This window comes from Pseudomonas sp. TWRC1-2 (genome assembly GCF_049896685.1).
Classification (GTDB): domain Bacteria; phylum Pseudomonadota; class Gammaproteobacteria; order Pseudomonadales; family Pseudomonadaceae; genus Aquipseudomonas.
On the sequence record NZ_JAFCUU010000017.1, the window covers coordinates 1 to 24,436 of the forward strand.

The window sequence follows — 24,436 nt, forward strand, 5'->3', positions numbered from 1 at the left end:
CCGAACGCAGGCTTGAATCCGTGGGTAACCCGGCAGGACGCCGGGTTAGCCGCGTTGGGCCATGGATGGCCCGTCGCGGCGGCCCACGGATTCAAGCCGGAGTGAGGGCACACCGAGCCTAAGCGAGGTGCCGAGCCTAAGCGAGGTGCCGAGTGGTGGGGCAAAGACCTTTTGGTTACTTTTGGGGCGTTTGCCAAAAGTGACCCGCTGTAAGAGCGGAACCACCAGTGGCCGTTACCGCAGCAACGGATATGTACTCACTCCCCCTACAACCCCCCCGAGACTGTTGCAATTTGGGCAACAGTCATTATCTTGTTACACTCTGTACCGCACCGCTCACCTGCGCTAATTTGACGCACCGATGAGCGCGACGGCAACCACAGCTTCCCGCTCACCCAAATTTCCCTCGACTTATTTCCAGGGCTCTACACTGGGAATCTGTTCAAAGCCGCTGACTTCAGCGGCTTTTTTTTGCGGTAAAAAAAGGCCAGGCACACCCCCACGACATTGGCCGCTTACGATTGACCAAAGGAGCTCCACCGGTGAAGAACTCGCTGACGTTCACCCCGCTATTCCTAGCGATTGCAACAACGATCGCCCCCCTGGCCCAAGCGGCAGACACCACCCCCGCCGACGGTTTCGTCGACGGCGCAAGCCTCAAGATCAACACCCGCAATTACTACATGAACCGCGACCGTCGCGACATCCACACCGATGACAGCAAGGAATGGGGCCAAGGCTTCATCGGCACCTTCGAATCCGGCTACACCCAGGGCACCGTCGGCTTCGGCCTGGACCTCAACGCCATGCTCGGCCTCAAGCTCGACGGCGGTGGCGGCACCGACGGCTCCAGCATCCTGCCGTATGGCAGCGGCAACGGCAAAGCGCCCGGCTCGTTCTCCACCGCAGGCGGCACCTTGAAAATGCGCGCCTTCGACACCGAGCTGAAAGCCGGCGACCTGTTCCTCAACAACCCGGTAATCGCCGGCGGCATGACCCGCATGCTGCCGCAGGATTTCCGCGGCGTAAGCCTGACCAACCACAGCTTCGACGGCTGGATGCTTGAAGGCGGCCAGGCCAGCTTCACCAAGCTCTACAACCAGAGCGGTCACCGGCGCATCGGCACCAGCTACGGCGCACTGCCAGACCACGCCGACAGCCAGCACCTGAACTGGGCCGGTGTGTCGTTCAGCGCCATCCCGGGCGTCACCAGCAACCTGTACGCTTCCGAACTCAAGGACGTGTGGCACCAGTACTACTACGACCTGGATTACACCTACGCGCTGAACGACCTGGTCAGCCTCAACCCCGGCCTGCACTACTACCACACCCAGGACACCGGCCGGTCGCTGCTGGGCAGCATCGACAACAACACCTACAGCCTGCATTTCACCGTGGGCGTGGGCAACCACAGCCTCACCGCCGCCTACCAGCGGGTCAACGGCAATACGCCGTTCGACTACATCAGCCAGGGCGACAGCGTCTACCTGGACAACTCCCAGCAATACTCGGACTTCAACGGCCCCAACGAGCGCTCGTGGAAACTCAAGTACGCCTATGATTTCGCAGGCCTGGGCATGCCAGGGCTGACGTCTGCCGTTTCCTACATCAGCGGCAAGACCGACCTGACCAAGGTCGACCCCAACAGCCGTGGCTACAGCACCTGGTACAGCGCCGATGGCAAGGACGCCAAACACTGGGAGCGCGACATCGATTTGAAGTACGTGGTGCAAGGCGGCAAAGCCAAGGACTTGGCCGTGCGCCTGCAATGGGCGACCAACCGCGGCGGAAATGGCTACTCAGCGGTGGATCGGGATGTGGACGAATACCGGGTGATCGTGGACTACCCGATCAACGTGTTCTAACCCGCCAATCTTTCTTTTTTAGCCCATGCCCTAATTTTCATCGCGTAGAACTAAACTGCCAGTATCTTATCTGTTGAAGTCTGCGCGATGAGTCAACTCCGCCCTCCTTCTTTACCTGCACGCTCGGAGCTTTTGCTGATTCTGGGCAGTAGCCTGACCGTCACCCTGATTGTGATTATCGTCGCGGCGCTGCTGAACCGCGAACACGCCAGCACCGTCCAGGCCGCCCAGCGCGCGACCACCAACATCACCCAACTGATCAATGCCGATGTGCTGCGTAACGTCGAGCTCTATGACCTGGCGCTGGAGGGTCTGATCAAGGCCACCACCCGCAAGGACCTCGCGCAGGCGTCACCGGACATCCGGCACATGGTGCAGTTTGACCAGTCCACCGCAGCGCCCTTCAAAGGCGAAGTGCTGTTGCTGGATGCCAACGGTGCAGTGATTGCCGACTCCTCGACGCTGTGGCCAACGCCACGCAATTTCGCTAACCGCGATTACTTCCAGGCGCATCGACAGAATGCCCAGGCCGGCCTGTTTATCAGCCGCCCATTCAGGATTCGCTGCAACTGCGATCAAGTCTGGCGCATCGCATTCAGTCGCCGCGTCACGGGGCCGGACGGCGAGTTTGCCGGTGTCGCCGTGGCAACGATGCGCCTGGCGTATTTCGATCAACTTTTTAACCGCCTCACCATCGGCAATGGCAGTTCGGTGAACCTGCTGAACAACCAGGGGATTCTTCTCGCCCAGCAGCCGTTGCTGGAGCGCGACATGATCGACAAGGACCTCAGCGATCGGCCCAACTTCAAACGCATACTGCGCGAAGGCGAAGGCAGCTTTCGGGCGATCTCGGCCATCACTGGCACCGAGCGTTTGTACACCTTCACCAATGTCGGGGAATTACCGCTGATTGTGGTGGTAGCGCTGGCCAGCGAAGACGTGTTCGCCCCGTGGAAACGCGCCGCGCTGCTCACCAGCGGCGCCACCGGCGTGCTCTGCATTGGCCTGTTATGGCTGACCTGGATGCTGCGCCGCGAACTGCGCCGTCGCTATCGCGCCGAGCAAGTGCTGTCGGAGCTGGCCGCCACCGATGACCTGACCGGCCTGGCCAACCGTCGCACCTTGGACCAGCGCCTGCGCCTGGAATGGGACCGCGCGCAGCGCTCCACCGAGCCGCTGACGCTGTTGATGATCGACGTGGACCACTTCAAGGCTTTCAACGACCGCCACGGCCACCACGGCGGTGATGAGGCACTGCGCACGGTCGCCCAGGTGATCGCCAACAACATCCGTCGTCCCGCCGACCTGGCCGCGCGGTATGGCGGGGAAGAGTTTGCGGTGGTGCTGCCGGACACCGACGCCAAGGGCGCCTGGGTGATCGCCGAGCATATCCGCAGCGGCGTCGAGCACCTGCCGCGCGTCGCCGGCGCTGAACAGCCGATCACCGTGAGTATCGGCATGAGTACCTGGGATAAACGCAGTCACCTGTCACTCGAGACGCTGCTGTTGCACGCGGATCAGGCACTGTATGAGGCCAAGCACACTGGTCGAAACCGGATTGTGGAGGCCACCGGGCCCTGACCTGCTGCAACGCCGTACACGGACTACGCTAATGGCATCCTCGACGCAAAAGTACGCCCGATGAGCCCGAGCCTTTCTCGCTCTACACGTCGCCCGGAACGCCTGCTGATCCTTGGCAGTGTCCTCACGGCCCTGCTGATCGTGGCGATCGTGGCGGTGCTGCTGATTCGCGAACACGCCAATACTCTGCAGACCGCCACGCGCACCGCGAACAACATCACCCAACTGATTGACGCCGATGTACTGCGCAACGTCGAGCTCTATGACATGGCCCTCAAGGGCCTGATCGCCGCCACCGAGCGCAACGACCTGCAAAGCGTCTCCGCCGATATTCGCCATCTGGTGCAGTTCGACCGCTCCGCGGCCGCGCCCTACAAGGGCGACATCCTGCTGCTGGACGCCAATGGCGAGGTGATCGCCGACTCGTCCTTGCTCACGCCCAAGTCCGGCAACTTCGCTGATCGCGATTATTTCCAGGTGCAGCGCAAAGCCCCCGACATCGGGCTGTACATCAGCCGCCCGTTCATGGCGCGCTGCGTGTGCGACGACCAATGGCGCATTGCGTTCAGCCGCCGCGTTTCCGGGCCGGACGGGCGCTTTCAGGGGGTGGCGGTGGCCTCCATGCGCTTGTCTTATTTTCACCAGCTGTTCAGCAGCCTGAATATCGGCAGCAACAGCACCATCAACCTGATCAACCAGCAGGGCATTCTGCTGGCGCAGCATCCCATCCTCGAACTGGACATGATCGACAAGGACCTGAGCCAGCAGCCAAATGTCGGGCGCATGCTCAAGGAGCGCGATGGCAGCTTTCGCGGCGTCTCCAGTGTTGACCACCGAGAGCGGCTGTACAGTTTTTCCACGGTCGGCAATTTGCCGCTGATCGTCGCGGTGGCACTGTCCACCGATGAGGTATTTGCCCAATGGAAACGCGCGGCCTTGCTGATCAGCCTGGCGACGGGCGTGCTGTGCATCGGTCTGCTGTGGCTGAGTTGGATGCTCAGCAACGAGCTGCGTCGCCGCCACCGCGCCGAGCAAGTGCTGTCAGAACTGGCAGCCACCGATGCGCTGACCGGCCTGGCAAACCGTCGCATCCTCGATCAGCGCCTGCGCCTGGAATGGGACCGCGCGCAACGCTCAACCGAACCGCTGACGCTGCTGATGATCGACGTGGATCACTTCAAGGCCTTCAACGACCGCCATGGTCACCACGGCGGTGACGAGGCTCTGCGCACGGTGGCCAGGGTCATCGAAGACAACATCCGCCGCCCGGCTGATCTGGCGGCGCGTTATGGCGGGGAGGAGTTTGCCGTGGTGCTGCCGCACACCGACGCCAAAGGCGCCTGGGTGATCGCCGAGCATATCCGCAGCAGCGTCGAGCACTTGCCACGGTGTGCCGGCGCCGAACGGCCGATTACGGTGAGTATCGGCATGAGTACCTGGGACAAACGCAGCCGCGTGTCGCTGGAGGCATTGTTGCTGAGCGCGGATCAGGCGCTGTATGAGGCCAAACACAGCGGGCGCAACCGCATCGTGGATGCCGCAGCCCTTCCCTGAAAATCTTGCTACCTGGGCCAATCGGTCAATCAGTGCGGTTGGAGCAAGGCCGCTCGCCGCACCGTCAGCGTGGGTTTGATCCCGACGCTGACGGTGCCTCCTGCTGATGACAGTGAGTCAGTACATTTTTCACAGGGGCAGCCTTTACAGCGTGTAGCTGCCACCTCCTGACACCGAGACTCTCGGGTCAGCACCCACTTGCGCTGTAACACTCAATGGAAACTGCGGTGGCAACAGAGACACGCTTAAACCGAAGGAGCCATCGACCGAAACGCCCGATGTTGCGGAAAACTCGTGTTTTGGCGGGGACTTGCTGGTCAGGTCGGTACTGAAAGTAACTTTGTGTTGAAGGGTAAATGACGGTGACACGCCTGCTCCGCCATTGGCGCCCACCTGCCCTGCTCGAATATTCGCGTTAATACTTGTCCGGGGGAAAAAGGTATAACTATTGGCGATGGATAATGTGTTGTCGGCGTTTTGCGTGATAGTCGGTTTACCAGTGGGAGACAGTGTGAATTGAAGACCCGCCCCGCCGACGTTTATATGTTGCCCAGTCATATGCGTAACACTTTGGTTCACGCCACCGCCCACACTAACGCCAGAACTGGCAAGGCTGCCCTCAAGACCGCCATTCACACTCAGTGATTGCTGACTGACAATTGAAGGCTTCAAATTGGCGTTAAAGTTGAATTCACCACTTGGATGAACAGTGGCGCTGAATTCCGGTGCGCCAAACGTAAATCGCTGTGAAAGGCTGCCCCCCACATTAAAACCCACGCCCGTGCCTAAAATATTGGGAATGCCGGCCCTCAGACTGCCGCCGACTTCCAGCTGCATCTTGGGTGCGAAGCTGACGGTGAGGCCGCCGCTGTCATTGGGCCGTAAGCTGATGACGGGATCAAACCGTGCCGTTGCGCTCACGCCCGCGCTCGGGCCGCCAGCTATCGGGGTGACCCTGGCGGCGATGGTGGCATAGGTTCGCGGAAAAAAAGACACCGTGGGGATCGGCTGAAACTTCGCTTCACCGCCGAACACATTCGCGGTATAGGGCGCGGCAAAAGAGCGCTCGGGTGGGTTATTGTTGACGTTTTGTTGCTGAGGGTCAGGGCTGCGATATACAGCGGCTGGAGCGATAGCGTTCATGATCGGTATTCCTTCAACAGTAATAGGTATGTATTCACTGATCTCGCGTTAATTCAAAACTCGTTTAGCTGTTGGTACTTTATTCAACGGCCTCACGAAGACTGTGTGGTACACGAAAAAGTATCAGTTCCTACAAAAGCACCGTCGAAAGTTGCAACACGTTTCACGACAATGTCATTACCGCGCAACTTGCTATTTTTTAAGCATAAAAAAAAGCCACCCGAAGGTGGCCTTTCAAAACTAAAGAAGAGAGTTGTTACTTACACCGCCGCAACGGGACGCATGTAAGAGATCGGTGCGGTGCTGGCATCTTCGAAGGTCACGACTTCCCAAGCATCTGTCTGTGCAATCAACTTGCGCAGCAACTGGTTGTTAAGGGCGTGGCCCGACTTGAAGCCTTTGAACTCGCCTATCAGGCTATTGCCCAGCAGGTAGAGGTCACCGATTGCATCGAGGATTTTGTGCTTCACGAATTCGTCTTCATAGCGAAGGCCGTCTTCGTTCAGTACACCATCCGCGTCGACCACGATGGCGTTTTCAACGCTGCCGCCGAGTGCGAGGTTGTGCTTGCGCAGGTACTCGATGTCACTCATGAAACCAAAGGTACGGGCGCGGCTGACTTCTTTTACGAACGAAGTGCTGGAAAAATCCACGCTTGCACTTTGTGTGCGGTCACGGAATACCGGGTGATCGAAATCGATCTCAAAGCTCACTTTAAAGCCTTCGAACGGGACGAAGGTGGCGCGCTTGTCGCCGTCTTCTACTGTCACTTCCCGCAGAATGCGTATGAACTTCTTGGCTGCGTCCTGTTCTTCCAGGCCGGCAGATTGAATCAAGAATACGAAGGGTCCAGCGCTGCCATCCATGATAGGGACTTCGGACGCGGAGAGCTCGACGTAGGCGTTATCGATGCCCAGGCCAGCCATGGCCGAGAGCAAGTGCTCCACCGTGTCCACTTTGACGTCACCGTTGACCAGTGTGGTCGACATAGTGGTTTCGCCAACGTTTTCCGCGCGAGCAGGAATCTGCACCACAGGGTCCAGGTCGGCACGAACAAACACGATGCCGGTGTCGACAGGTGCGGGCTTGAGGGTCAGGTATACCTTCTCCCCGGAGTGCAGACCTACACCTGTGGCACGGATAATATTCTTCAGGGTGCGTTGTTTAATCATGGCTTGGACCGCTTCAGCGCAAATTGCGAACTGGTATCAACAAAGGCTGGCGATAATAACAGACCAGACCTTTGCTGAACACCAATCACCTTCATAGCCCTGATACATTCCATTAATCGGCCTGACGACGCAGGAATGCCGGGATGTCCAGGTAGTCCAGATCGTCTTGCGGATTCGGGCTACGGGACGCCGCAGCACCGGCCTGAGCCTGATTGCGCATCACGGTCGGACGGTCCAGATCACGGTAGTTCACCGACGGCAGTTCCTGGCGCGCAGGCGCTGGAGCGGCAGCTTGCTGGCTGGCGTGACTGTTGTGGCCGGTGTGAACGGTATTGTCGATGACCTTTACAGGCTTCTCGATTTTTGCGCCCAGGCCGGTAGCAACCACGGTCACATGCAGTTCATCACGCATGTCCGGATCGATAACGGTACCGACTTTGACCATCGCGTGCTCGGAAGCGAAGGCTTCGATGATGCTACCCACGTCGGAGTACTCACCCAGGGACAGGTCAGGACCGGCGGTGATGTTCACCAGGATGCCGCGTGCGCCTTGCAGGTTCACGTCTTCGAGCAATGGGTTGCGGATCGCCGCTTCAGTGGCTTCACGTGCACGGTTCGGACCGCTGGCGCAGCCAGTGCCCATCATCGCCATGCCCATTTCGCTCATCACGGTACGTACGTCGGCAAAGTCGACGTTGATCATGCCTGGGCGCTTGATGATGTCGGAGATACCGCGAACGGCACCGGCCAGAACATCGTCAGCCTTGGCAAATGCGGACAGCAGGCTTGCGTCCTTGCCCAGGATGGTCAGCAGTTTTTCGTTGGGAATGGTGATCAACGAGTCAACGCTTTCAGACAGCAGACGGATACCTTCGTCGGCGATCTGCATGCGCTTGCGACCTTCGAACGGGAACGGACGCGTTACGACAGCAACGGTCAGAATCCCCATTTCCTTGGCCACTTCGGCAATGATCGGCGCAGCACCGGTACCGGTACCGCCGCCCATGCCGGTGGTGATGAACACCATGTTGGTGCCTTGCAGCACTTCAGCAATACGCTCGCGGTCTTCCAGCGCGGCTTGACGGCCGACTTCCGGGTTGGCGCCAGCGCCGAGGCCTTTGGTCACAGCTGTGCCCAATTGCAGGATGGTCCGCGCGCCGATGCTTTTCAGCGCCTGGGCATCAGTGTTGGCGCAGATGAATTCAACGCCTTCAATGTTGCTCTTGACCATGTGGTTGACAGCGTTGCCGCCGCCACCGCCGACACCGATTACTTTGATAACCGGGCTTGCGGGGATGTTGTCTACGAGTTCGAACATGTTCCCTCTCCTTTCGTTTTCTCTAGTTTTTTCGCCTACTGCTTATTACGGTGTTGCGGTAAATCTTTAGAAATTGCCTTTCACCCAAGCCTGCAAGCGCTCGAACAACGGCGCTTTGGCTTCGTCGTCGCCACCGCGGTAGCTGTCACGAATGCTCGGGCCCGACAGGGAAATGCCGTCGGTCTGCTTTTGCAGCCCGTACAACAGCAAGCCCACACCGGTGGAATAAATCGGGTTGCGCACTACGTCGCCCAGGCCTTTGACGCCATGGGGCACGCCCAGGCGGACGGGCATGTGGAAGATTTCCTCGGCCAGTTCGACCGCGCCTTCCATCTTCGAGGTGCCACCGGTCAGCACGATGCCGGCCGGGATCAAATCTTCGTAACCGCTGCGGCGCAGCTCAGCCTGGATCAGGGTGAACAGCTCGTCGTAGCGTGGCTCGACCACTTCGGCCAGGGCCTGGCGCGACAGCTCACGCGGTGGGCGGTCGCCGACACTTGGCACCTTGATGGTTTCACCGGCACCGGCCAGTTTGGCCAGGGCGCAGGCATAGCGAATCTTGATTTCTTCGGCGTACTGGGTCGGTGTACGCAGCGCCATGGCGATGTCGTTGGTGACCTGGTCGCCGGCAATCGGGATCACGGCGGTGTGACGGATCGCACCCTCGGTGAAGATCGCGATGTCGGTGGTGCCGCCGCCGATGTCGACCAGGCACACGCCCAGCTCTTTTTCGTCGTCGGTCAGTACCGAATAGGCCGAAGCCAGCTGCTCGAGAATGATGTCGTCGATTTCCAGACCGCAGCGGCGCACGCATTTTTCAATGTTCTGTGCAGCGTTGACGGCGCAGGTCACCACGTGAACCTTGGCTTCCAGACGTACGCCCGACATGCCCAGCGGCTCGCGAACGCCTTCCTGGTTGTCGATCACGTAGTCCTGCGGCAGGGTGTGCAGCACGCGCTGGTCAGCCGGGATCGCCACGGCCTGGGCCGCGTCGAGTACACGCTCAAGGTCCGCCGAGCTGACTTCACGGTCGCGGATGGCCACGATGCCGTGGGAATTCAGGCTGCGGATATGGTTGCCGGCCACGCCGACAAACGCCGAGTGAATCCGGCAGCCGGCCATCAGCTGCGCTTCTTCAATGGCGCGCTGGATCGATTGCACGGTGGACTCGATGTTCACCACCACGCCCTTCTTCAGGCCCCGGGACGGATGCGTGCCGATACCGACGATTTCGATAACACCGTCTTCCCCGACCTCGCCGACCAGCGCCACCACTTTGGAGGTGCCGATATCGAGACCGACGATCATTTTTCCGCTTTGCACGTTTGCCATGGGTCCTGCCTCTTCTTAATTCTTCGCGACAGCGGGTTTGGCTGTCGTCGGCGCAGCTGGTTCACGCCAGCCGACGGCCAGGCCGTTGGCGTAACGCAGGTCGACGCTCGCAATGTTCGTAATCTGTTCTTTCAAGGTCTTGTCATAGATGGCAATAAAGCGGCGCATCTTTTCCACCAAGCGGTCGCGTCCCAGCAACAACTCGATGCCCGGGCCGGAACTGCCTGCCCCGGTGGTCAAAAACCAGCTGCCCCGCTCACGCAATTCCAGGCGTGCGATGGAGAAGCCCAGTGGCCGCAGCATCTGGCTCAAGGCCTGGTACTGCTGCATCACTTGCTGTTGCGCCCGCTGCGGCCCGAACAGCTGCGGCAGGTGCTCATAGTTGGCCAGCTCACGCGGGGTGAACGCCTGGCCCTGGTTGTTCAACAGCGCTTCATCGCCCCAACGGGCCACGGGCAGTTGTTCTTCCAGGCGGATCGTCACCTGGTCCGGCCACACGCGGCGCACTTCGGCATGGGCGATCCACGGCATCTGCTCCAGCTCCGAGCGCATACCGGCCAGGTCGATGGTAAAGAAGCTCGCCGCCAGGTACGGGCCGATGCGCTGCTGTACCGCTTGCTGGCTGATGTAGCTCAAGTCGCCCTGCACACTGATCTTGGTGATCGGCCGGTCGGCATACGGCAACAGGCGCTGCGCACCCTCGTATGTGCCGAAGCCCAACGCCACCAGCAGCACCGGCCAGAACAGCGCCTTGAGGAAACCAAAGTTGGCTTTCGGCAGGCGCGCCGACATCGGCTCTTTAGCCACCATCCGGCTGGCACCCCGTGGCACCGGCTTGCGGCCGGGTGCTGGTGGGGGCTGATGACGAAGCGATGCGCCGTTCATGTGTTTAGCCTCTTGGCTCAATGCTGTCAGCGAGGATCGCCAGCACCAACTGCTGGAAATCCAGACCGGCTGCACGGGCTGCCATAGGTACCAGGCTGTGATCGGTCATACCCGGCGCAGTGTTGACTTCAAGGAACCAGAAATTCCCCTGGTCATCCTGCATCACGTCTGCCCGCGCCCAACCGGCGATACCCAGCGCCTCACAGGCTTTCGCCGTGAGGTCCATCAATTCCTGTTCCTTGGTTGCGTCAAGGCCACACGGGATCCGGTACTGAGTATCGGAAGCCACGTACTTGGCGTCGTAATCGTAAAAGGTGTGGGGCGTGCCCAATGCGATAGGCGGCAATACCTGGCCACGCAGGGTGGCGATGGTGTACTCGGGACCTTGGATCCACTGTTCCACCAACACTTGCGAATCGTAGGTACTTGCCGCTTTCCATGCGTCGATCAATTCGGCGGCCGAGTTCACTTTGGCCATGCCGATACTGGAGCCTTCATGGGCTGGTTTGACGATCAAAGGCAGGCCCAGTTCCTTGGCTGCAGAAATACAATCGTCTTCGCTGCACAGCACGCTGTGGCGTGGGGTTGGAATACCCAGGCTGTGCCACACCTGCTTGGTGCGCAACTTGTCCATCGCCAGTGCCGAGGCAAGAATGCCGCTGCCGGTGTAAGGGATGCCAGCGCACTCGAGCAAGCCTTGCATGCTGCCGTCTTCACCGCCGCGGCCGTGCAGGATGATAAAGGCACGGTCGATTTTTTCGGCCTGCAGGCGGGCGAGGAAATCATCGCCCACGTCGATACCGAACGCATTCACGCCGGCGCTTTGCAGTGCCTCAAGCACGGCATTGCCGGACTTGAGCGAGACTTCACGCTCTGCACTCTTGCCGCCAAACAGCACCGCTACGCGGCCAAAGTCGGCAGGCGTGATCGTGGAAAACAGGGCGTCGTAGTTCGTGGTCATTTCGACTTCCCCTGCGCAGTTGCGAACAAGGGGCTCGCGAGCAATTTAGGCGCGAGGCCACCGATATCACCGGCGCCCTGGCACAGCAGGATGTCGCCGGCACGCAGCAGCGGCTTGACGATGGGCGCCAGGTCCACACCACGTTCGATGTAGATCGGGTCCAACTGGCCACGCTGGCGGATGCTGTTGCACAGCTTGCGGCTGTCGGCGCCGGGGATCGGCTCTTCACCGGCCGGGTAGACTTCCATCAGCAGCAGCACGTTGGCATCGGCCAATACATTGACGAAATCGTCGTACAGATCGCGGGTACGGCTGTAGCGGTGCGGCTGGTACACCATCACCAGGCGGCGCTCCGGCCAGCCACCGCGCACGGCTTTGATCACGGCGGCCACTTCGGTCGGGTGATGACCGTAGTCGTCGACCAGCATCACGTCGCCGCCGTCTACCGGCAGTTGGCCGTAGACCTGGAAGCGACGACCAACACCGGCAAAACGCGACAGGCCTTCAACGATGGCTTCATCGCTGACGCCCTCGTCGGAGGCGATGCAGATGGTCGCCAGGGAGTTGAGCACGTTATGGTTGCCCGGCATGTTCACCGAGACATCCAGCGGCTCGCGGTCAGGGCGCAGCACGGTGAAGAAAGTTTGCATGCCTTCCTGGCGCACATTGATCGCGCGCACGTCAGCGTCTTCGCTGAAGCCGTAGGTCACGGTCGGGCGCTTGACCTGCGGCAGGATTTCACGCACCACCGGATCGTCCAGGCACACCACCGCCAGACCGTAGAACGGCAAGTTGTGCAGGAACTCGACGAAGGTTTTCTTCAACTTGTTGAAGTCACCGTCGTAGGTTGCCATGTGGTCTTCGTCGATGTTGGTAACCACCGCGACCAGCGGCTGCAGGTGCAGGAAGCTCGCGTCACTTTCATCGGCTTCGGCGATCAGGTAGCGGCTGGTGCCGAGCTGGGCATTGGTGCCAGCTGCATTCAAACGGCCACCGATCACGAACGTCGGGTCCAGGCCACCGGCCGCGAACACCGAAGCGATCAGGCTGGTGGTGGTGGTTTTGCCGTGCGTACCGGCAACGGCGATGCCGTGGCGGTAGCGCATCAGCTCGGCGAGCATCTCGGCGCGCGGCACCACCGGAATACGGCGCTCAAGGGCGGTGGCCACTTCCGGGTTGGAGGTGTTCACGGCACTGGAAACCACCAGTACGTCAGCCTCGGCAGCGTTTTCGGCGCGGTGGCCAATAAAGATCTGCGCACCGAACGACTTCAGACGCTCGGTGACCGGCGACTCTTTCAAGTCAGAGCCGGACACCTGGTAGCCCAGGTTCAGCAGCACTTCGGCAATCCCGCACATGCCCACGCCGCCGATGCCGACGAAGTGGATGCGGCGGATGCGGCGCATCTCGGGTTGTGGCATGGCTTTCTGATTCTCAACCATGGGCCACCTCCAGGCAGATGTCGACCACGGTGCGGGTTGCGTCAGGTTTGGCCAGGCGGCTTGCGGTGCTCGCCATGCTGTTGAGTCGTTCCGGTTGCATCAAAACCTCGGTCAGGCGTGCGGCCAAATCGGCGGCGCCAGTCGTTCTTTGCGGCAGCAGGAAGGCAGCGCCCTCCCCGGCCAAATATTCGGCGTTGCGGGTCTGGTGATCGTCAATCGCGTGGGGCAAAGGCACCAGCAAGGACGGCAGACCGGCGGCGGCCAGTTCACTGACGGTCAGCGCACCAGCGCGACAAACCACCAGGTCGGCCCAGCCATAGGCGTGGGCCATGTCTTTGATGAAGGGCTGCACATTCGCCTCGACACCGGCCTCGCGGTAGCGGGCAGCGGTGATTTCATCGTGATTCTTGCCGGCCTGATGGAAGATCTCCGGGCGCAACTCCACGGGGAGTTGAGCCAACGCTTCGGGCAGCAATTTGTTCAGTGGCTCGGCCCCCAGGCTTCCGCCGAGGATCAGCAGATGCGCCTTGCGCCCGGCCAATGCCTCACGGGCAATGGCCATGAACAGTTCGGTGCGCACCGGGTTGCCGGTGGTGCGCAACTTGTTTGAGGCCGCAAAGGTTTTCGGGAACGCTTCACACACACGCGAGGCCAACGGCACCAGCAGGCGGTTCGCGGTACCGGCGACGGCGTTCTGCTCGTGCACGATCACCGGCACGCCAGCCAGCTTGGCGGCAACGCCGCCGGGGCCGGTCACATAACCGCCAAAACCCAGCACGCATACCGGTTTCACTGCACGCATGACTTTGCGCGCCTGCCACACTGCCTTGAGCAACACGAACGGCGCCTTGAGCAGGGACAACTTGCTCTTGCCGCGCAAGCCGGCGACGTTGATCAAATGCAGTGGCAAGCCAGCGTTCGGGACCAATTCATTTTCGATGCCGCGCGGCGTGCCGAGCCAATGCACGGTGTAGCCGCGGTTCTGGAATTCACGCGCGCACGCCAGGGCCGGGAACACGTGGCCCCCGGTGCCGCCCGCCATGATCAGCACGTTAGCGCCCATGGTTCGGCTCCTCGGCAAAATCGCTTTCGCTGAATTCCATCTCTTCGCTGCCCAAGTGGGTTCGACTCTCCCACTCGATGCGCAGCAGCAACCCCAGGCACGCGCAGCAAATTACCAACGAACTGCCGCCGTAACTGAGGAACGGCAAGGTCAGGCCCTTGGTCGGCAGCAAGCCGACGTTCACACCGATGTTGATCAGGAACTGGCCGATCCACAGGAACGACAAGCCGTACGCCACATACGCGGCGAAATACTGTTTGGCCTTCTCGGCCCACAAGCCGATGTACATGCCGCGTACACACACGAACACGAACAGCGCGACGGTGCACAGCGAACCCACCACGCCAAGCTCTTCGGCAAGTACCGAGAACACGAAGTCGGTGTGCGCTTCGGGCAGGTAGAACTGCTTCTGCACGCTGTTGCCCAGGCCCACGCCCAGCCACTCGCCGCGGCCAAAGGCGATCAGCGCCTGGGTCAGCTGGTAGCCGGAACCGAACTGGTCGGACCACGGGTCGGTAAAGGTAATCAGACGGGCCATCCGGTAGGGTTGCGCCTGCACCAGCACCGTCACGGCGGCCACGGCCAGCACCACCATCAAGGTGAAGCGGAACAGGCCGACGCCACCGAGGAACAGCATCGCGGCGGCCGCGCCCATCATCACGACGGTGGCACCGAAGTCGGGCTCCATCAGCAACAGGCCGGCCATTGGCAGCAGCACGATGAATGGCTTGAAGAAGCCCATCCAGCTTTCGCGCACTTCCTTCTGACGGCGTACCAGATAACCGGCGAGGTAGATCACCACGAACACCTTGGCGATTTCCGACGGCTGCACGTTGAACGCACCGAAGCCGATCCAGCGCATCGAACCGTTCACCTCGCGGCCGATGCCGGGCAGGATCACCATGATCAGCAAGCCGAACGCACCGATCAGCATCATCCAGCCCAGACGCTGCCAGGTGGCGATCGGGATCATCATGGTGACGATGCACGCGCCAAGGCCGATTACCAGGTACACCAAGTGACGAATCATCATGTACAGGGTGTTGCCCGACTGCACGGCGGCCACTTCGGAGGACGCCGAGGTGATCATCACCAGGCCCAGGCCCAGCAGCGCCAGGCAACCGGCGAGCATCGGGAAATCAAGGTCGACGCCACGCCCGGTAATGATCGGCGACGGGTACGGTTTGATGATATTTCTGAAATTCATGCCAAGGCCTCCACGGCGCGAGCGAACAGCTGGCCGCGCTCTTCGTAGTTCTTGAACATGTCGAAACTGGCGCACGCTGGCGACAGCAGCACGGCATCACCCGGCTGGGCCAAGGCTTTGCACTGAGCGATGGCGTCGTCCAGGGACGTCGCGCGCACTTGCGGCACCGCGTCACCGAGAGCGGCGGCGATCAAATCAGCATCACGGCCCATCAGCACCACGGCGCGGCAATGGGCAGCCACCGGACCTTTAAGGTCCTTGAAGTCGGCGCCTTTGCCATCGCCACCGGCGATCAGCACCAGCTTGCCTTCGATATCGGCGCCAAGGCCTTCGATGGCAGCCAAGGCGGCACCGACGTTGGTGGCCTTGGAATCGTTGTAATAGCTGACGCCGTTGAGGTCGCGGACCCACTGGCAGCGGTGCTCAAGCCCGGCGAATGTGCGCAGGCTTGCGAGCATGGCGTCGAACGGCAGGCCAACAGCGTGACCGAGTGCCAGCGCCGCCAGGGCATTGGACTGGTTATGCGCGCCACGGATTTTCAGCTCGCGCACCGGCATCAGGTTCTGGAATTCGAAGGCCAGGTATTTCTCGCCGTTCTCTTCGCGGATGCCGAAGGCTTTGAAGTCGGGTTTGCCGAGGCCGAAGGTCCAGCACGGCAGGCCTTCGCCCATCAGCGGACGGCTCAGGGCGTCCTGGCGGTTGACCACCACTTGCCGGGCACCGCGGAAGATCCGGTGCTTGGCCAGGTGATAGGCCGGCAGGCCGCTGTAGCGGTCCATGTGGTCTTCACTCACATTCAACACGGTGGCGACTTCTGCGCCGAGGTCGTGGGTGGTTTCGAGCTGGAAGCTCGACAGTTCCATCACGTACAGCTCGACGTCGTCGCTGAGCAGGTCCAACGCCGGCGTGCCGAGGTTACCGCCCACGGCCACGCGCTTGCCGGCCGCAACCGCCATCTCGCCAACCAGGGTGGTCACGGTGCTTTTCGCGTTGGAGCCGCTGATGGCCACAATCGGCGCTTTCGCGTTACGCGCGAACAGGTCGATATCGCCGGAGAGCTTCACGCCACGTGCGGCAGCGGCTTGCAAAGCCGGTGTCGCCAGGGCCAGGCCGGGGCTCACGTAGAGCTCATCGGCGCGGCACAGAAACTCGACATCCAACTCGCCACAACGCACTTCCACGTGCGGGTAGTCACGGCGCAGCGTGACCAGCTCCGGTGGATTTTCCCGCGTATCGGCGACGGCAAACGACGTGCCCCGGTTCGCCAGGAAGCGAACCAGGGACATGCCGCTCTTGCCGAGGCCGACAACGATGCGGAAGTGGTCTGAAGCGATCAGGGACACTCGTTTCTACCTCAGTTTCAGGGTGGCAAGGCCGACCAGTACCAGAATCACGGTGATGATCCAGAAACGGACAATCACGCGTGGCTCGGGCCAGCCCTTGAGTTCAAAGTGGTGGTGAATCGGCGCCATGCGGAACACGCGGCGCCCGGTCAATTTGAAGGAAGCCACCTGGATGACCACCGACAGGGTTTCCATCACGAACACACCGCCCATGATGAACAATACGATTTCCTGGCGAACGATCACCGCGATGGTGCCCAGAGCTGCGCCCAGCGCCAGTGCGCCGACGTCGCCCATGAAGACTTGTGCGGGATAGGTGTTGAACCACAAGAAACCCAGGCCGGCGCCGATCAGCGCGCCGCAGAACACAATCAGTTCGCCCGCGCCCGGTACGTACGGGATCAGCAGGTATTCAGCGAATTTCACGTTACCCGACAGGTAGCAGAAGATGCCGAGCGCACCGCCGACCATCACCGTCGGCATGATCGCCAGGCCGTCGAGGCCGTCGGTCAGGTTCACCGCGTTGCTGGAGCCGACGATCACAAAGTAGGTCAGCACCACGAAGCCGATGCCCAGTGGAATGCTGGCGTCCTTGAGCATCGGAATGATCAAGGTGGTTTCCACCGCGCTTGGCGCAGTGGTGTACAGGAAGATCGCGGCGGCAAGACCGAATACCGACTGCCAGAAATACTTCCAGCGGCTTGGCAGCCCCTTGGAGTTTTTCTCAATCACTTTGCGGTAGTCATCGACCCAGCCGATGGCGCCGAACAACAGGGTCACCAGCAGCACCACCCACACGTAGCGGTTATGCAGGTCGGCCCAGAGCAAGGTGCTGATGCCGATGGACGAGAGGATCAGCGCACCGCCCATGGTCGGGGTGCCGGATTTGGACAGGTGCGACTGCGGGCCGTCATTGCGAACCGATTGACCAATTTGCAGGTTCTGCAGGGTGCGGATCATCCACGGCCCCAGGAACAGCGACAGAGACAGCGCGGTCAGCACACCCAGAATCCCGCGCAGGGTCAGGTACTGAAAGACCGCGAAGCCTTTGTGGAACTGTTGCAGATACTCAGCCAGCAGCAGCAGCATTAATGTTTCTCCGTACTTGAGCCACACAAGGCCGCGACGACGTTTTCCATCACCGCGCTGCGCGATCCCTTGATCAAAATGGTTGTGTGTTTGTCTTGTTCAGCCACGCCCAGCGCCTGGATCAGCTCGGCCTGGGTTGCGAAATGCCGCGCGCCGAGGCCAAAGGCATCGACGGCGTGCGCCATGTTCGGGCCGACGGCATAGAGCGCGTCGACTTTTCCGCTGGCGTAGGCACCGACTTCGCGGTGGCCTTGCTCTGCCCAGTCGCCCAATTCGCCGATATCACCCAGCACCAGAACCTTGCGCCCGGCAAAGCCCTTCAACAGGTCAACAGCGGCATTAATGGAGGACGGGTTGGCGTTGTAGGTGTCGTCGATCACGCGCATGCCATTGGTCGCCAGCTGCGCGACGGTGCGGCCCTTGACCGGCTGTACTGCGCCCAGGCCGGTGGCGATACCGAACAGCGATACACCCAGGGCATGCGCAGCGGCGGCGGCGGCCAAGGCGTTGGCAACGTTGTGGTTGCCGAGCAGATTCAATTGCACGTGCTCGTCGCCTTGCGGGGTGTGCAAGGTGAAGGACGGGCAGCCTCGGGCGTCAACGGTGATGTTGGAGGCGTGAAAATCAGCGGCGGCATTGGCCACGGCAAACGTCAGCACCTTGCGACCGGCGGCACGTACACGCCAGGTCTCGAAGGCCTTGTCGTCGAGGTTCAATACAGCGGTGCCGGATGCATCGAGGCCTTCAAGGATTTCGCCCTTGGCTTCGACGATTTTTTCCGGGCCACCGAACTCGCCAACGTGGGCGGTGCCGGCGTTGTTGATAATCGCCACGTGAGGCTTGGTCAGCGCCACGGTGTAGGCGATTTCGCCGATGCGCGACGCGCCCAGTTCGATCACTGCCGCCGTGTGTTCCGGGGCCAGCTCGAGCAAAGTCAGCGGCGCGCCAAAATCATTGTTCAGGTTGCCACGGGTGGCGAGCACCGGCCCGCGCGTGCGCAGGACACCGGCGAGCAATTCCTTGACCGTGGTTTTGCCGCTGGAGCCGGTGATGGCTGCAACCGGCTTATCGAAGGCGGCGCGGTTCAATGCACCCAACTGGCCCAAGGCCAAACGGGTATCTGCAACCAGCAGTTGCGCCAAGGTGGAATCGGTCACTTCACGCTGCACCAATGCACCCACGGCACCTTTGGCAGCGACGTCGTTCAGGTAGTCGTGACCATCAAAACGCGGGCCGGCCAAGGCCACAAACAATTGCCCAGGCTTGATGTTACGGCTGTCGATACTGACGCCGTCGAAGCTGCAATCGCTCGACACTACGCGGGCCGACAGGGCCTGGGTCAGTTCGCTGAACGTCATCGCTTTAAGCATGGGCAACCTCCCAGGCGGTCAAGGCATGGTCGGCCTCGACCAGATCGGAGAAGGCATGGCGTTCGCCGTTGATTTCCTGGTAGTCCTCGTGACCTTTGCCAGCCAGCACTACCACGTCGTCAGCGCTGGCGCTGGCGATCAATTGGGCAATGGCGGCACCGCGACCGGCCACGAAAGTAGCCTTGGACGCGTCTTTAAAGCCGACACGGATGTCGTCGAAAATCTGGCTTGGGTCTTCGCTGCGCGGGTTGTCGTCGGTAACCAGCACGCCGTCGGCCAGACGCTCGACGATCTCGGCCATCAACGGACGTTTGCCGCGGTCACGGTCACCGCCGCAGCCGAACAGGCACAGCAACTTGCCCTTGGCATGTGGGCGCAGGGCTTCGAGGACTTTTTCCAACGCGTCCGGGGTGTGGGCGTAATCGACCACCACCAGCGGCTGCGAGCCACCGCCCAAACGCTGCATGCGACCGGCCGGGCCTTCGAGTTTGGGCAGCACGCGCAGGATTTCATCCAGCGCGTAATCCAGGCCAAGCAGCGCGCCGACTGCAGCCAGCACGTTGCTCAGGTTGAAACGGCCGAGCAAGGTGCTGCGCAAGTGGTGCTCGCCCTGCGGCGTGACCAGCGTGGCGAGCACGCCTTCATCATTGAATTGGGCTTCGCGGCAATACAGGTAGGCGCTGGAGTCTTCCAGGCTGTAGGTGATCAGGCGCGATTCGCTGTCCTCGGCAGCCAGCTGGCGGCCAAAAGCGTCATCGAGATTCACCACACGGCATTTCAGATCATTCCAGGCGAACAGCTTGGCCTTGGCGGCGGCGTACGCCTCCATGGTGCCGTGGTAATCAAGGTGATCGCGGGACAGGTTGGTCATCACCGCCACGTCGAAGGCCAGCGCGGTAACACGGCCCTGGTCCAGACCGTGTGAGGAGACTTCCATGGCAACCGCCTTGGCACCGGCCTTTTTCAGGTCGGCCAGGGTCGCTTGTACGGCAATCGGGTTTGGCGTGGTGTGCAGGCCGCTTTGCAGCGCGCCATAAAAACCAGTGCCCAACGTGCCGACAATGCCGCAGTGCTGACCCAGCAGGTCAAGCGCCTGGGCGACCAACTGGGTCACGCTGGTCTTGCCGTTGGTGCCGGTCACGCCGATCAGGTTCAGTTGACGGCTTGGGTCGCCATAAAAGCGCCCGGCAATGTCCGAGAGCTGCGCCGCCAGGCCTTTGACCGGAATCAATGGCACGTCGGTGATCGGCAGCACGGTGGCACCGTCCACTTCGTACGCCACGGCTGCCGCACCACGCTGCAGGGCATCGGCGATGTGCGCACGGCCATCGAACTTGCCGCCAGGCACGGCCAGGAACAGGTCACCGGCGCGTACGTTACGGCTGTCCAGGCTCAATTCGCGGATCAGCAGATCGCGTCCGGCGTGGGCAAAAATCTTGTTCAAGCTAAGAGACATCAGCCGCGCCCTCCATTGGCTTTGGCAGCAGCGGCCGGTGGACCGGCGTTCGCTTGTTGAGTCGGCGGTAGGTTGTCCGGCGTAATGTTCATCAGGCGCAGGGTGCCGGACATCACTTTGCTGAACACCGGTGCCGATACCAGGCCACCGAAGTAGCCGGCCTTGCTTGGCTCATCGATCACAACAACGATGGCGTAGCGCGGATCACTCATCGGGCCGAAGCCGGCGAACAGCGAGCGGTACGAGTTCTCGGCGTAGCCTTTGGTGCCGACCGACGTTTTACGTGCGGTACCGGACTTGCCTGCCACGTGATACGCCGGCACCTGGGCACGGAACACGCCACGCGGCGCTTCGATCACTTGTTGCAGCATGCCTTGCATGGTCTTGGCGACGTTTTCCGGGATCACCTGGGTGGCTTTCGGTGCTTCGTCGACGTGGATCAGGCTCAGTGGAACCATGCGACCATTGTTGGCCAATACAGAGAAAGCGTGAGCCAGCTGGATCGCGGTCACCGACAGGCCGTAGCCGTAGGACAGCGTGGCCGTCTCGGCCTTTTTCCAGTCGCGGTAGTTCGGCAGGTTGCCCACGCGCTCGCCTGGGAAGTCCAGACCGGTGGGTTGACCCAAGCCGATTTTTTGCGCCAGGTGATAGATGGTTTCGCCGCCGATATCGAAGGCCACTTTACTCATGCCGACGTTACTGGAGTTGATCAGAATACCTGTCAAATCCAGCACCGGACCTTCAGTGCGGGACACGTCACGAATGGTGTATTTGCCCAGCTGCAAGGTGCCTGGGTAAACCTCGACTTTGTCGCTCGGTTTCCAGCGCCCGGTTTCCAGGGCCGCACTCATGGAGATGGCTTTCATGGTCGAACCCGGCTCGAACACGTCGATCATTGCGCGGTTACGCATCATCGCCGGTTGCAGGTTGCGACGGTTGTTCGGGTTGTAGGTCGGCTGGTTGACCATGGCGAGGATCTCGCCGGTCTTCACGTCCATGATCACCAGGCTGCCGGCCTTGGCGCCGTTCTCGATGATCGCGTTACGCAGCTCGCGGTTGGCCAGGTATTGCAGGCGCAGGTCAATCGACAACGCCAAGGGCTTACCGGCCTTGGCGTTTTTGGTGACCTGGACATCCTTGATCAGTCTGCCGCGTCGATCCTTGATGACCTGCCGTTTGCCGGGAACCCCGGCCAGCCATTCGTCGTAGGCCAGTTCCACACCTTCACGGCCGTGGTCATCGATGTCGGTAAAGCCAACCATGTGCGCGGTGGTTTCACCGGCCGGGTAGAAACGACGAAACTCCTCGATGCCATAGACACCGGGGACTTTAAGGTCGAGCACCTGTTGGCCCTGTTCGGGGGTCAGGCCGCGAACCAGGTAGATGAATTCTTTATTGGCCTGGGCTTCCAGGCGCTCGGACAAGGCTTTTGGGTCCTGGCCCAGGGCGGCGGCCAGTTCCGGCCACTTGTCCTTGGCGACCTGCAATTCCTTGGCGTTGGCCCACAGGGTGGTTACCGGGGTACTGACGGCCAGAGGCTCGCCATTACGGTCGGTGATCAGACCGCGGTGCGCAGGAATCGGGATATGCCGCAGGCTCCGGGCGTCGCCCTGGCCGATCAGGAAGTCACGGTCAACCACTTGCAGGTCGATGATCCGCCAGGCAATCGCGCCCACCATCAAGGCCAGCAAACCCAGCATCAGGCGGAAACGCCAAGGGTAGAGTGCGCCTTCAAGTTTCATCATGGCGCCACCATCCGAACTTCGGCCGCGCCCGGAATGTGCATCTTCAACTGCTCGGTCGCCAGCACTTCGATGCGGCTATGGGCGGTCCAGGTGCTTTGCTCGAGGATCAACCGGCCCCACTCCGCCTGCGCTTTATCACGCACGCTCAATTCCCCGTACAGGGTATTGAGCAATTGGCGGTTGTAGTGGGCGCTGTAGGACACCGCAATCGCGGACACCAGCACGCCGATAAAGAGCAGCAACATAAAGAAGCTGCCGCCCGGAAGGGGCTTGGCGAAAAGCTTGCTCACCGCAACTTCTCCGCAACGCGCATGACGGCGCTACGGGAACGTGGGTTGGCCTTGAGTTCGGCTTCGGAAGCGAACTGCGCTTTGCCATGGATTTTGATTTTCGGCACAAAGGCTTCGAAACGCACCGGCAGGTTGCGCGGCAGGTTATCGGACTCGCCCTTGACCAGACGACGCATGAACAGTTTGACGATGCGGTCTTCCAGGGAGTGGAAGCTGATCACCACCAGGCGACCGCCCACTTCCAGGGCTTCCAGTGCGGCTTCGAGGCCGGCTTCCAGATCGCCCAATTCGTTGTTGACGTGAATGCGCAGGCCCTGGAACGCACGGGTCGCAGGGTTCTTGCCCTTTTCCCAGGCAGGGTTGGCGACTTTCAGCACTTCGGCCAGGTCAGCGGTGCGTTCGAACGGCTGGATTTCACGGCGTTCGACCACGGCACGGGCCATGCGGCCGGCGAAGCGTTCTTCACCGTATTCCTTGAACACGCGGGCAATTTCTTCCACCGGCGCGGTGGCGATGAACTGTGCGGCACTGACACCACGGGTAGGGTCCATGCGCATGTCGAGCGGGCCGTCGTTCATGAAACTGAAGCCACGTTCCGGGTCATCGAGCTGCGGCGAGGACACGCCCAGATCGAGCAAAACCCCGGCCACCTTGCCTGCCATGCCGCGCTCGGCGACTTCGGCACCCAGCTCGGCAAAGCTGCGCTGTACAACGACAAAGCGGCCGTCTTCGGCCGCTAGCGCTTGCCCGGTGGCAATCGCTTGAGGGTCTTTGTCGAACCCGAGGAGCTTACCGTCGGACCCGAGCTGGCTGAGTATCAACCGACTGTGCCCGCCCCGGCCGAAGGTGCCATCCAAATAGCAGCCATCCGCGCGTACGGCGAGAGCCTCAACGGCTTCGTCAAGCAGTACGGTGATGTGGTTAAAGCCGCTATCAATAGTCACAGGATCAAATCACGCAGTTCATCAGGCATCGCGCCCGGTTGTTGAATAGCAGCCAAGTCCGCTGCAGAAACAGCATCCCAGGCATCTTCGTCCCACAATTGGAACTTGTTCAGTTGGCCCACCAGCATTGCGCGCTTATCCAGCTTGGCGTACTCGCGCAAACGCGGCGGCACCAGAAAACGCCCACTGCCATCGAGTTCAAGGTCGACGGCATTACCAATCAGCAAACGCTGCAGGCGGCGGTTTTCTTCACGCAATGAAGGCAGAGCGCGCAACTTGGTTTCGATCAACTCCCACTCATCGAGCGGGTAAACACACAAACAAGGGTCAACGGCATCAATCGTGATGATTAATTGGCCTGAACTTCGCGAAATGAGCTCGTCACGATACCGGCTCGGCATGGCGAGACGGCCTTTTGCATCGAGACTGATAGCGTTAGCTCCGCGAAACACAGATGCGTTTCTCCAAATTTTAGCGTTTTACGTTCAAAAAACCCACTTTGTGCCACTTTCCGCCACTTGCGCACACTATAGGAATGCGCCCACCACACCGTCAAGGCGCGGATTCAAGGAAAAGCCTTACAGAACGGAGATTTAGGAGTGTAAAAGGAGGAGAAACGCGAGTTCGGCGATGTTTTTGACTCAACAACCGCAAATAGCTCATGGAGCTATGGCTT

At 60.9% G+C, this 24,436-nt stretch carries 20 protein-coding genes; 3 read left to right on the forward strand and 17 right to left on the reverse strand.

Features of this window, described 5'->3' with window-relative positions:
• The first annotated feature begins 542 nt into the window (after window positions 1-542).
• The 3 genes from ACP7B3_RS29025 (at window position 543) to ACP7B3_RS29035 (ending at window position 5,000) form a co-directional block, all read left to right on the forward strand.
• Complete coding sequence (locus tag ACP7B3_RS29025) at window positions 543-1,865, forward strand: OprD family porin (protein WP_426182792.1); 1,323 nt, start codon at window positions 543-545, stop codon at window positions 1,863-1,865.
• Between the two features lie 87 nt (window positions 1,866-1,952).
• A complete protein-coding gene (locus ACP7B3_RS29030; protein WP_145166184.1) occupies window positions 1,953-3,446 on the forward strand; it encodes a GGDEF domain-containing protein in 1,494 nt (497 codons plus the stop codon).
• Between the two features lie 60 nt (window positions 3,447-3,506).
• Window positions 3,507-5,000 (forward strand): diguanylate cyclase, encoded by a 1,494-nt coding sequence (locus tag ACP7B3_RS29035; protein WP_426182796.1) that lies wholly within the window; start codon window positions 3,507-3,509, stop codon window positions 4,998-5,000.
• 144 nt (window positions 5,001-5,144) lie between these two features.
• Here the strand turns inward: ACP7B3_RS29035 and ACP7B3_RS29040 are convergent, their stop codons facing one another.
• From ACP7B3_RS29040 to mraZ, 17 genes are all read right to left on the reverse strand, one after another.
• Entirely contained in the window at window positions 5,145-6,143 is a 999-nt protein-coding gene (locus ACP7B3_RS29040) for a hypothetical protein (RefSeq protein ID WP_369303431.1), read from the reverse strand.
• A 260-nt stretch (window positions 6,144-6,403) separates the two neighbouring features.
• Window positions 6,404-7,315, reverse strand: a complete 912-nt coding sequence (gene lpxC / locus ACP7B3_RS29045; protein ID WP_003216227.1) for a UDP-3-O-acyl-N-acetylglucosamine deacetylase — start codon at window positions 7,313-7,315, stop codon at window positions 6,404-6,406.
• 112 nt (window positions 7,316-7,427) lie between these two features.
• Window positions 7,428-8,633, reverse strand: a complete 1,206-nt coding sequence (ftsZ, locus tag ACP7B3_RS29050; RefSeq protein ID WP_017138180.1) for a cell division protein FtsZ — start codon at window positions 8,631-8,633, stop codon at window positions 7,428-7,430.
• Window positions 8,634-8,699: 66 nt separating this feature from the next.
• Complete coding sequence (gene ftsA, locus ACP7B3_RS29055) at window positions 8,700-9,965, reverse strand: cell division protein FtsA (protein ID WP_017138181.1); 1,266 nt, start codon at window positions 9,963-9,965, stop codon at window positions 8,700-8,702.
• A 15-nt stretch (window positions 9,966-9,980) separates the two neighbouring features.
• The gene (locus ACP7B3_RS29060; RefSeq protein WP_106579561.1) at window positions 9,981-10,850 is read right to left on the reverse strand and encodes a cell division protein FtsQ/DivIB; all 870 of its coding nucleotides are present in this window, start codon (window positions 10,848-10,850) and stop codon (window positions 9,981-9,983) included.
• 4 nt (window positions 10,851-10,854) lie between these two features.
• Window positions 10,855-11,811: a D-alanine--D-alanine ligase gene (locus ACP7B3_RS29065; protein ID WP_145166181.1), complete on the reverse strand. Its 957-nt coding sequence runs from the start codon at window positions 11,809-11,811 to the stop codon at window positions 10,855-10,857.
• The gene (gene murC, locus ACP7B3_RS29070; protein ID WP_145166180.1) at window positions 11,808-13,253 is read right to left on the reverse strand and encodes a UDP-N-acetylmuramate--L-alanine ligase; all 1,446 of its coding nucleotides are present in this window, start codon (window positions 13,251-13,253) and stop codon (window positions 11,808-11,810) included. Before murC ends, ACP7B3_RS29065 begins: the two co-directional genes overlap by 4 nt.
• Window positions 13,246-14,316: an undecaprenyldiphospho-muramoylpentapeptide beta-N-acetylglucosaminyltransferase gene (gene murG, locus ACP7B3_RS29075; protein ID WP_426182803.1), complete on the reverse strand. Its 1,071-nt coding sequence runs from the start codon at window positions 14,314-14,316 to the stop codon at window positions 13,246-13,248. The genes murC and murG overlap by 8 nt, the downstream gene beginning before the upstream one ends.
• A complete protein-coding gene (gene ftsW / locus ACP7B3_RS29080; protein WP_106579565.1) occupies window positions 14,306-15,523 on the reverse strand; it encodes a putative lipid II flippase FtsW in 1,218 nt (405 codons plus the stop codon). The genes murG and ftsW overlap by 11 nt, the downstream gene beginning before the upstream one ends.
• Window positions 15,520-16,866 (reverse strand): UDP-N-acetylmuramoyl-L-alanine--D-glutamate ligase, encoded by a 1,347-nt coding sequence (murD, locus tag ACP7B3_RS29085; protein WP_169368248.1) that lies wholly within the window; start codon window positions 16,864-16,866, stop codon window positions 15,520-15,522. Before murD ends, ftsW begins: the two co-directional genes overlap by 4 nt.
• A gap of 6 nt (window positions 16,867-16,872) precedes the next feature.
• Window positions 16,873-17,955 carry a phospho-N-acetylmuramoyl-pentapeptide-transferase gene (gene mraY / locus ACP7B3_RS29090; RefSeq protein WP_003171875.1) on the reverse strand — a complete coding sequence of 361 codons (1,083 nt, stop codon included), beginning with the start codon at window positions 17,953-17,955 and terminating at the stop codon, window positions 16,873-16,875.
• The gene (locus tag ACP7B3_RS29095; protein WP_145166177.1) at window positions 17,955-19,325 is read right to left on the reverse strand and encodes a UDP-N-acetylmuramoyl-tripeptide--D-alanyl-D-alanine ligase; all 1,371 of its coding nucleotides are present in this window, start codon (window positions 19,323-19,325) and stop codon (window positions 17,955-17,957) included. The genes mraY and ACP7B3_RS29095 overlap by 1 nt, the downstream gene beginning before the upstream one ends.
• The gene (locus ACP7B3_RS29100) at window positions 19,318-20,781 is read right to left on the reverse strand and encodes a UDP-N-acetylmuramoyl-L-alanyl-D-glutamate--2,6-diaminopimelate ligase (protein WP_426182808.1); all 1,464 of its coding nucleotides are present in this window, start codon (window positions 20,779-20,781) and stop codon (window positions 19,318-19,320) included. Before ACP7B3_RS29100 ends, ACP7B3_RS29095 begins: the two co-directional genes overlap by 8 nt.
• The gene (locus tag ACP7B3_RS29105) at window positions 20,781-22,523 is read right to left on the reverse strand and encodes a peptidoglycan D,D-transpeptidase FtsI family protein (protein WP_164487968.1); all 1,743 of its coding nucleotides are present in this window, start codon (window positions 22,521-22,523) and stop codon (window positions 20,781-20,783) included. The genes ACP7B3_RS29100 and ACP7B3_RS29105 overlap by 1 nt, the downstream gene beginning before the upstream one ends.
• Entirely contained in the window at window positions 22,523-22,816 is a 294-nt protein-coding gene (gene ftsL, locus ACP7B3_RS29110; protein ID WP_016974244.1) for a cell division protein FtsL, read from the reverse strand. The genes ACP7B3_RS29105 and ftsL overlap by 1 nt, the downstream gene beginning before the upstream one ends.
• Complete coding sequence (rsmH, locus tag ACP7B3_RS29115; protein WP_012722289.1) at window positions 22,813-23,760, reverse strand: 16S rRNA (cytosine(1402)-N(4))-methyltransferase RsmH; 948 nt, start codon at window positions 23,758-23,760, stop codon at window positions 22,813-22,815. Before rsmH ends, ftsL begins: the two co-directional genes overlap by 4 nt.
• Window positions 23,757-24,212 carry a division/cell wall cluster transcriptional repressor MraZ gene (gene mraZ / locus ACP7B3_RS29120; RefSeq protein ID WP_003171868.1) on the reverse strand — a complete coding sequence of 152 codons (456 nt, stop codon included), beginning with the start codon at window positions 24,210-24,212 and terminating at the stop codon, window positions 23,757-23,759. The genes rsmH and mraZ overlap by 4 nt, the downstream gene beginning before the upstream one ends.
• Window positions 24,213-24,436: the final 224 nt, after the last annotated feature.